Origin of the sequence: Aeromicrobium sp., assembly GCF_047606445.1 — a bacterium.
In the GTDB taxonomy this organism is placed as follows: domain Bacteria; phylum Actinomycetota; class Actinomycetes; order Propionibacteriales; family Nocardioidaceae; genus Aeromicrobium.
Window position 1 is genome coordinate 1 of the sequence record NZ_JASGEK010000044.1, and the last position, 8,404, is coordinate 8,404.

Genomic DNA, 8,404 nt, shown 5'->3' on the forward strand with positions numbered 1-8,404 from the left:
CCGGCGGCGGGGCGGGAGCCGGGGGAGGCGGCGCGGGCGCTCCGGGAGGCGGGGCGGGTGGCCCCGCCGGTCCCGGCGGTGGTGGCGGGCTGAACGGCGCGTCGGTCATGGGTCTCGCCGCCGGTCAGAGACCGAGGGCTTTGGCCTTCGCGGCGTCGTAGTCGGCTTGGGTGATGAGTCCGGCGTCGAGCATCTGCTTGGCCTTGGTCAGCATCGCCATCGGGTCCTCGGCGGCCGGGGGCGCCGGGGCGGGGGTCGCCGGCGGGGCCGGAGCCGCAGTGGTCGGCGGCGGGGGAGCGGACTGGGCGCCGACGCCCGGGACGGGCTGCTGCAGTCCGCCGATCCCGACGCCGCCGGCGGCCATGCCCATGCCGATCAGCCCGCCCGCGCCCGCGTTCTCGCCGGCCGCCTCGAAGCCGGCCGCGACCGACGCCTGCAGGTTCGAGTTGCCCCGGGCGCCGGAGAGCGCGTCGGCGCGCTGGACGTTGCGCAGCAGCTCACGGGTGTTCTCGTCGTACTCGATGGAGACGATCGCGGTGGAGATGATCTGCAGACCGCGGGCCGAGCTCCAGTGGTAGTTCTGCTCGACGGCCGCCGACAGGCTCTGCGCGAAGCCGACGGAGTCCTGCTGGATCTTGGTGATCCGGTTCCCCTTGCTGGGGTCGTTGGTGTACATCGAGAAGGCGGGGGCCAGCGAGCCGACGACCTCGTTGAACAGCTGCGCGGCGGCGTCGTTGTCGAGGTCGGTGAAGTCGAAGACCGTGCCCGGCTCGAGGTAGGAGGCCGGGACGTAGCCCTTGACGAACAGGATCGGGTCGATGATCTTGAGCGTGTAGGTGCCACGGGTGACCGCGCCGACCTGGGCGTTCATGTACGCGTCGTCCCAGTAGATCTCCGACTGCGTGCCGAAGCGGTTGTTGGGCAGCTCCTTGAGCGAGACGAAGTAGGCGCGCTGCTGGGCGGCGGGCCGTCCGCCGAACTTGAAGCGCTCCCACGAGGTCTTGACGAGCGGGCTGACGATGCCGTCGCCGGCGAAGATCGACTCGGGGTCCTGGGCGTCGGAGTTCCACTCGTAGGCGCCGGCCTCGGCGGCGAAGCCGGTGATCGCGCCGTCCTGCATGAGGATCAGGCCGTAGCCCTCGGGGACCATGATCTTGCTGCCGTTGGTGATGACGCCGTCGGAGGCCTTGGTGTTGGAACCGCGTCCGGCGTTCGTGCCCTGCGGCACGGCCGCGAAGAGGGCGGCGGTGGGGGCCAGCCCGTTCGGGACGGTGAAGAAGTCTTTCCACTGGTCGGCCATCGAGCCGCCGATGGCTCCGACTGCGGCCTTGATGAGTCCCATGCTTCCTCCGAGTGTCCCGAGTAGGTCTGAGGACACAGTAGGGGAGGAGACGGACGCACGCACGCGAAAGACGCCATGGATATGTCAGGGATTTCCGATCGTCACCGAATGGTCACCCGAACTCGACGCTCTCGCCGCGTCGCAGCCGTTCCAGGCCGCTCGGATCGGACTGTCGGAGGTGGTTGATCGCACGTCGACGGCAGCGCAGTATCTGCCAGACGCCGACGGCCCAGAAGGGGTATTGGGCGGCCATCGCGACCTTGAAGTCGGCCAGCCGGTACGTCGCCGCCGGACCGTCCGCGCGCAGGTCGAGGATCCAGCCGACCGCGCCCATCAGGAGCAGCGCGGCGAGGAACCCGCCGATGTTGATGACGCCGTTGGCCCGTCCGATGGCCGCGGACGGCATGAAAGTGCGGGCGACGTCGAAGCCGATCATCGACGCCGGACCGCCGGTCGCGGTGACGAGCGCGAGCAGGACCAGCAGCGACAGCGGGGCGCGTCCGGGCCACAGCAGCACGACGGTCCACGTCGCGGCGATGGCGGACACGACGACCACGGCCAGCCAGGAGCGTTGGAAGGGGAAGCGCGTGGTCAGGCGGGCGAGCGCGAGTCCGGAGACCACGACCCAGCCGGTCATCGCCATGAGGATCGTGCTGGCGACGGCGGGGGAGAGGCCTTGCCCGGCGACGAGGAACGGATAGCCCCACAGCATCGCGAAGGTGTGCATCGACAGCTGCGCGGTGAAGTGGATCCACAGGCCGAGCCGTACGCCGGGATGGGACCAGACGCCGCGCATCGAGCCGAGCAGGACCGCCAGTCTCGGCGGCGCGGCGCGGTCCTCGTCGGGGGAGTCTCTGACGGCCAGGAGCACGGCGATCAGCAGGAAGACGCCGAGCGCCGAGGCCGCGCCGAAAGCACGGGTCCAGCCGAGGTGGTGCAGCGCGAAGGCGAGCGGGCCGGCGGCCGCGACGGCTCCGAGCTGGCCGAGTTGCCCGGTCAGCTGCGTGAGGAAGGGCGCTTGAGAGCCGCGGAACCACGCCACGACGAGCCGCAGGACGCTGGTGAACACGACGGCGTCGCCCGCGCCGATCAGCGCCCGGGCGGCGAGCGCGGCCGGGTAGGAGTCGGCGAGGGCGAAGGCGAACTGTCCGGCGGTCATCAGCACGGCGCCGCTCACGAGCATGGCGCGTGGGCCGAACCGGTCGATCATGATGCCGTTCGGCACCTGGAGCCCGGCGTAGACGAACAGTTGCAGGACCGTGAAGGCGGCGAGCTCGGAGGCGGTGATGTGGAAGCGTTCGGCCGCGAGCAGCCCGGCGACGCCGAGCGAGCTGCGATGGAAGACGGCGAGCACGTAGACCGCGACGGCGACGAGCCAGATCACCCAGGCGCGTCTCGTGTGAGCGCTGTCGATCTGTTGTGCCACCCGTCCACGATCTCAAGGCCGGGTCGGGGCGGCACAATGAGGCCATGAGTGCCTACTGGATCGCCCTGTACCGCCAGATCGACGACCCGGAGAAAGTGGCGGCCTACGCCCGGCTGGCCGCTCCCGCCATCGCCGAGGCCGGCGGCGAGTTCCTGGTGCGCGGCCTGCCGTCGGCCTGCTACGAGGCGGGCCAGATGGAGCGCTCGGTGGTGATCCGGTTCGCGTCGGTGGAGTCCGCCGAGGCCGCCCACGCCAGCCCCGCCTACCAAGCGGCGTTGGAGGCTTTGGGCGACGGCGCCGTCCGTGACATGCGCGTCGTCGAGGGCGTCTGAGCCTCAGGCCTTTCGAGTCTCGCGCGTGGGCCGCGCATAGGCGTCGAACAGCCGCAGCATCTCCTCGCGGCTCTGCTGGCTGTCCTCCCGCGTTTCCCGACGGTTCTGCTCCATCTTGGCTAGAGCGTCCTGGTGGTCGCCACGGGCCTCTTGCCGGTTGCGTTCGACGATGGCGAGGATCTCCTGCTGACCTGTCTGGGCTTCTTCGCGGTGCTTCTCGACGGTGGCGCGAATCTGCGAGGTCTCGCCCGCGAGTTTGGTCAGGATCTCCCGCTTGTCCTCACGGGCCTCCTGCCGGATCTGCTGTGCGGTGGCCTCGTCGGACACGCGGTTCGTCTCCAGCGCCTGGACGAGGTGCTGGTGGGACTTGTCGATGAGGCGATGGAAGTAGGCGGCGAACCCGAACAGCGCCACGATGACGGGGACGACCGGCGCCCACGTCCCGAAACTCATGATGCTCACACTCTTAGTGTGCGTCGACGGAAAGCGATACGACCAGCAAAGTGGTCAGCTCGCCGCGACGCCAAGATGAGTTTCCCGCCTGTGGACAGTGTGACAGCGATGGACAGAAGGCTGTGGAAAAGTCTCACAGGCGCATCTGCGGGCAATGCAGATGGGAGGCGAAGTCCGACGACCTCGCCTCCCACTGGACACGGGGTGGACGACGGGACTTGATCCCCCGAGCTCTCCGCTCGTTCCTCGCTTCGAGCAGGGGGTACCCCCACCGCTTCGCGGGTTCCGCGTCCCGCCTCGCGTGAGAAACACAGATGGGAGGCGAAGTCTGGCGACCTCGCCTCCCACTGGACACGGGGTGGACGACGGGACTTGAACCCGCGACCACCGGCACCACAAGCCGGGGCTCTACCAACTGAGCTACGCCCACCATGTACGCCGACCCTCGGGGGCCAGCGCAGCCCGACGAGCATACCCCATGCCCGTCGAGGCGGCTCAGCGGGTCAGAGGGCTCCGGTGACCGATCCGGACACCTCCGCGGCGACAGCCCGCGCGGTCTCGGTGTCGACGCCCGGATCGGGGGTGAACACGGTGCGTCGGTAGTAGCGCAGCTCCTCGATGCTCTCGGCGATGTCGGCCAGCGCGCGGTGGTGGCCGGCCTTCTCCGGCGCGGCGAAATACGCCCGTGGGAACCAGTGGCGGGCCAGCTGCTTCACGCTCGACACGTCGACGATCCGGTAGTGCAGCCAGGCCTCGACCTCCGGCATGTCGCGCGCGAGGAACGCCCGGTCGGTGCCGACGGAGTTGCCCGCGAGCGGGGCCTTGCGCGGCTCGGGGACGAACCCTCGGATGTGGTCGAGCACCTGCTCGGTCGCGTCGGGCAGGGACAGCCCGCCGTCCAACTCCTCGATCAGGCCCGACTTCGTGTGCATCTCGCGGACGAAGTCGTTCATCTGGTCGAGTGCCGCCTGCGGGGGCTTGACGACCAGGTCGACGCCCTCGCCGACGACGTTGAGGTCGAAGTCGGTGACGAGCACCGCCACCTCGATCAGCGCGTCGGCCTCCAGGCTCAGGCCCGTCATCTCGCAGTCGATCCACACCAGCGTGTCGTTCACGGTCGTCCACCCTACGCTGCGGCGTCCCCGCCGCATGTCGCTCCGGGCCGGCATGGGCCGGACCGCTACGCTGACCCGCGTCGGACGACCGCCGGAATCCAGTGCCGGCCTTTCGCAGGAGAACTCGTGAGCAAAGACCGTCAGCAGCGCGCCGCCCGCGCCGAGCAGATGCGCAAGGAGCGCGAGAAGGCCGCCAAGCGCCAGCGCAACCTCATCACCGCCGCCATCGTCGTGATCGTCGTGGTGCTCGTCGGCCTGGCCGCCTACGGCATCCACTCCATGAACAAGAAGAACCAGCCTCAGGAGTGGTCCGTCGCCTACACCGTCGAGGACGCCGGCGGCGAGGCGACCGTCGGCTACGAGCCGGTCGTCGTGGAGATCTACGAGGATTTCCAGTGCCCGATGTGCGCTCAGCTGGAGACCGCCTACGGCGCCGACCTCAAACAGATGGTGGCCTCCGGCGACATCACCATCGAGTACCACCCCTTCTCCTTCCTCGACGACATGGGCGGCAGTCCCAACGACTACTCCAAGCGCGCCACGAACGCGGCCATCTGCGTCTACGAGGAGCACGGGGCGCAGGCGTACGTCGACTTCCACGACTACCTCTTCACCACGCAGCCGACCGAGGGCGAGCCAGGGCCGGAGAACGACGCCTTGGCCGAGGCCGCCGAGTCGATGGGCTTCACCGGCGTCGAGGACTGCGTCAAGGACGAGAAGTACTTCCAGCGCATCCGACGGGCCAAGGACGCGGGCTCGGAGCGTGGAGTCAGCGGCACCCCGACCACCTATATCGACGGCGAGCAGTTCGAGGCGACCGAGGGCGGCCCGACCTTGATCGCCGCGATCCAGGCCGCTGTCGCCGAGCGCAAGGGCGAACCGGCCCCGGAGACGAGCGCCCCGGCCACCAGCGCCCCCACGGCGACCACGCCTGCCTCCTGACGTAGACGTCGCAGGCCCCGCGGAACACCGTTCTGCGGGGCCTGCGACATCTCGCGCGCCTGGAGGGACTCGAACCCCCGACCTGAAGATTAGAAGGCTCCTGCTCTATCCAGCTGAGCTACAGGCGCTCGGCGTCCCAGCGTAGTGGTTGGGTTCGCCTACCATGCGACCTGTGACTCCTGCGACCGCTCAGCCCGTCGATCCGGGGGAGACGTCTGGTCGGCGGACGACGCGGCGGCTGCTGGTCGTCGGGGTCGGCCTGCTCGCCGTCGCGGGCGTCGTCATGGTCGGCTTCTTCGTCTGGCGCTCCGGCAGCCCTGAGGGAGCGGCGCTGGCCATCGCCTTGGCGCTGGTGTCGGTCCCGTTCGTCGGAGGGTTCTACGGGTGGGTCGACCGTGTCCACCCGCAGCCGGCCCGCTACGTCGCCGCCGCCTTCGTGTGGGGCGCCGTCGGAGCGGTGGCCATCGCGGTCGCGCTGAGCCTCGCCGCCGTCGGGCTGTTCGACGCCGACGAGCGCCAGGCGGCCACCTTCGTCGCCCCCGTGGTGGAGGAGTCCGCCAAGGGCGTCTTCCTGCTCGCCACCTTCCTGCGCGGCCGCCGGGTGGTCCGCGGCCTGCTCGACGGCCTCTTCTACGCCGGGATCGTCGGCCTGGGCTTCGCCTTCGTCGAGAACATCCTCTACTACACCGGCGGCTACATCGGCGACGACGAGACCGGGCTGAGCGGAGTGAGCGGCGCGACGACGATCTTCGTCATGCGGGGCGTGCTGAGCCCCTTCGCCCACCCGATGTTCTGCACGTCGCTGGGACTGGCCGTCGGCCTCGCGGTGATGACGAAGTCCTGGTGGGCCCGTCCGTTCGTCGTCCTGGGCGGATGGTGCGGCAGCGTGCTGCTCCACCTGCTCTGGAACGGCTCGGCCAGCTACGGCGGCGGCGTCGGCTTCGTTCTGATCTACCTCGTGCTCTCCGTCGTGTTCATCGCCTTCCTCGTGTTCGCGGTGTTCCTGCGCCATCGGCGGTTCGCGGCGATGCGCCGGTCGCTGTCGTACATGGCGCAGCGCGGCTGGATCCCGCCCGAGGAGATTCCGTGGGTGACTTACCACGGGTACCGGGTCCAAGCGCGCGAGGAGGCGCGGCGCCGGGCCGGGCGCGAGGCGGCCGAGCGGATGCGGCGCTACCAGCGGCTCGCCGCCGACCTCGCCTTCATCCACGACGAGGTCATGCTGCGGCGGCCGGTGTGGCGCGGCGTCGAGCGCACCGCCGCGCTGCGGGCCGAGATGGACGGACTCCGCGAGCAGGTGCTCTGGCCGGCGCCGATCGACGCGTTGTCGCAGGTCGCGCCGCCTACGCCGCCGTCGAGGCCGACGATGACGCCCGTGTGGCGTTGAGGCCGTCGCCTCCGCGCGCATCGGACCTTCGTCCACTAGGCTTTCGGCAGACCCTGCGGCGCACGCGACGTTGAGAGGAGCGGCCGGTGTCGGATCCAACAGCCCCCGGAGGGCTCCTCGGCGCGCTCGGCGCCCTGCTCGTCAGCGTGCGCGCTTCGGAGCTTCCGCTGGAGGCCGAGGGCGTCGGCGCGGCCCGCGAGCTGCGGGCCGCCATCGCCGACCAGCTCTCCGACTACGTCGTGCCGCGTCTGGTGCAGATCGACGCCCCGCTGCTCGTCGTGGTCGGCGGCTCCACCGGCGCGGGCAAGTCGACGCTGGTGAACTCCATCGTCGGCGAGGTCGTCACCGAGTCGGGCGTGCTGCGGCCCACCACGCGCTCGCCCGTGCTCGCGCACCATCCCGACGACGCGCACTGGTTCCAGCCCGACCGCATCCTGCCCGACCTGCCGCGCACCGACCGCCCCGGCAACGAGACCTACGGACTGCGGCTGCGCGCCAGCGAGCACGTCCCGCACGGGCTGGCCGTGCTCGACGCGCCCGACGTCGACTCCATCGACGAGGGCAACCGCAACCTCGCCGCGCAGTTGTTGGCCGCCGCCGACCTGTGGCTGTTCGTCACCTCCGCGGCCCGCTACGCCGACCAGATCCCGTGGGACTACCTGCGCCGCGCCGCCGAGCGCAGCACGTCTGTCGCCGTCGTGCTCGACCGCACCTCCCCGGCCGGCGTGGTCGAGGTGCGCGGCCATCTGGCCCGCAAGATGACCTCGCGAGGCCTGTCGGACTCGCCGCTGTTCACCGTCCCGGAGACCGTCGTCGGACCCGACGGACTGCTGCCCAAGGCCGCTGTGGAGCCGATCGTCGACTGGCTGCACGACCTCGCCGCCGACGACGAGACCCGGGCTCTGATCGTGCGCTCCACCCTCGACGGCGCGGTGCGGCACAACGTGCTGCGCAGCCACGACCTCGCCGACTCCTTCGACGGGCAGGTCGAGGCCGCCGAACAGCTGAGCCGGGCCGTGCGCGACAGCTTCAACGCCTCCGCCGAGGCGCTGGACGAGGCGATCGCCACCGGCGGCCTCATCACCGGCGACGTCGCGGTGCGCTGGCAGCACTTCGTCGGATCCAAGGAGATGCTCAAGGGCGAGGGCAAGGTCGGGCGCCTCCGCGAGCGCCTCGTCGACGGCGTGACCGGCAAGCGGTCCAAGGCCGACGACGTCGCCGTGTCGATCGAGCAGGCGTTGACGGTGTTGATCGTGGACCACGTCGACTCGGCCGCGGCCTCGGTCGTCTCGGCGTGGGGCGCGATCCCGGCCGGCGCCGCCATCGTCGCCGCCGCCTCCGGCCTCGACCGGGCGCCGCGCGACCTGCGCGCCCGCGCCGACCGGCTCGCCCGCGACTGGCAGGCCC

At 70.6% G+C, this 8,404-nt stretch carries 8 protein-coding genes and 2 tRNA genes; 4 read left to right on the forward strand and 6 right to left on the reverse strand.

The annotated features are described in order from the left end of the window. Positions 1 to 124: 124 nt before the first annotated feature. Together QM621_RS09080 and QM621_RS09085 are read right to left on the reverse strand one after the other, a co-directional pair. Positions 125 to 1,342 carry an SPFH domain-containing protein gene (locus tag QM621_RS09080; RefSeq protein ID WP_414990057.1) on the reverse strand — a complete coding sequence of 406 codons (1,218 nt, stop codon included), beginning with the start codon at positions 1,340 to 1,342 and terminating at the stop codon, positions 125 to 127. A gap of 112 nt (positions 1,343 to 1,454) precedes the next feature. Further along, complete coding sequence (locus QM621_RS09085; protein ID WP_414990058.1) at positions 1,455 to 2,726, reverse strand: MFS transporter; 1,272 nt, start codon at positions 2,724 to 2,726, stop codon at positions 1,455 to 1,457. A gap of 86 nt (positions 2,727 to 2,812) precedes the next feature. Here QM621_RS09085 and QM621_RS09090 point away from each other — a divergent pair, with 86 nt between their 5' ends. Beyond that, the gene (locus QM621_RS09090; RefSeq protein ID WP_414990059.1) at positions 2,813 to 3,100 is read left to right on the forward strand and encodes a DUF1330 domain-containing protein; all 288 of its coding nucleotides are present in this window, start codon (positions 2,813 to 2,815) and stop codon (positions 3,098 to 3,100) included. Positions 3,101 to 3,103: 3 nt separating this feature from the next. Here the strand turns inward: QM621_RS09090 and QM621_RS09095 are convergent, their stop codons facing one another. The 3 genes from QM621_RS09095 to orn form a co-directional block, all read right to left on the reverse strand. Continuing rightward, positions 3,104 to 3,562: a hypothetical protein gene (locus QM621_RS09095; RefSeq protein ID WP_414990060.1), complete on the reverse strand. Its 459-nt coding sequence runs from the start codon at positions 3,560 to 3,562 to the stop codon at positions 3,104 to 3,106. A 348-nt stretch (positions 3,563 to 3,910) separates the two neighbouring features. Beyond that, a tRNA-His gene (locus QM621_RS09100) sits at positions 3,911 to 3,983 on the reverse strand. Positions 3,984 to 4,056: 73 nt separating this feature from the next. After that, complete coding sequence (gene orn, locus QM621_RS09105) at positions 4,057 to 4,668, reverse strand: oligoribonuclease (protein ID WP_414990061.1); 612 nt, start codon at positions 4,666 to 4,668, stop codon at positions 4,057 to 4,059. A 126-nt stretch (positions 4,669 to 4,794) separates the two neighbouring features. On the opposite strand from orn, the gene QM621_RS09110 reads away from it, so the two are divergent. Then, on the forward strand, positions 4,795 to 5,610 hold the full coding sequence (locus QM621_RS09110) for a DsbA family protein (RefSeq protein ID WP_414990062.1): 816 nt from the start codon (positions 4,795 to 4,797) through the stop codon (positions 5,608 to 5,610). 54 nt (positions 5,611 to 5,664) lie between these two features. Here QM621_RS09110 and QM621_RS09115 read toward each other — a convergent pair. Continuing rightward, positions 5,665 to 5,738, reverse strand: a tRNA-Arg gene (locus tag QM621_RS09115). Between the two features lie 44 nt (positions 5,739 to 5,782). On the opposite strand from QM621_RS09115, the gene QM621_RS09120 reads away from it, so the two are divergent. Next, entirely contained in the window at positions 5,783 to 6,997 is a 1,215-nt protein-coding gene (locus QM621_RS09120; protein WP_414990063.1) for a PrsW family intramembrane metalloprotease, read from the forward strand. Positions 6,998 to 7,083: 86 nt separating this feature from the next. Next, positions 7,084 to 8,404 (forward strand): ABC transporter (locus QM621_RS09125; protein WP_414990064.1); only part of this gene is annotated, 1,321 nt, incomplete at its 3' end.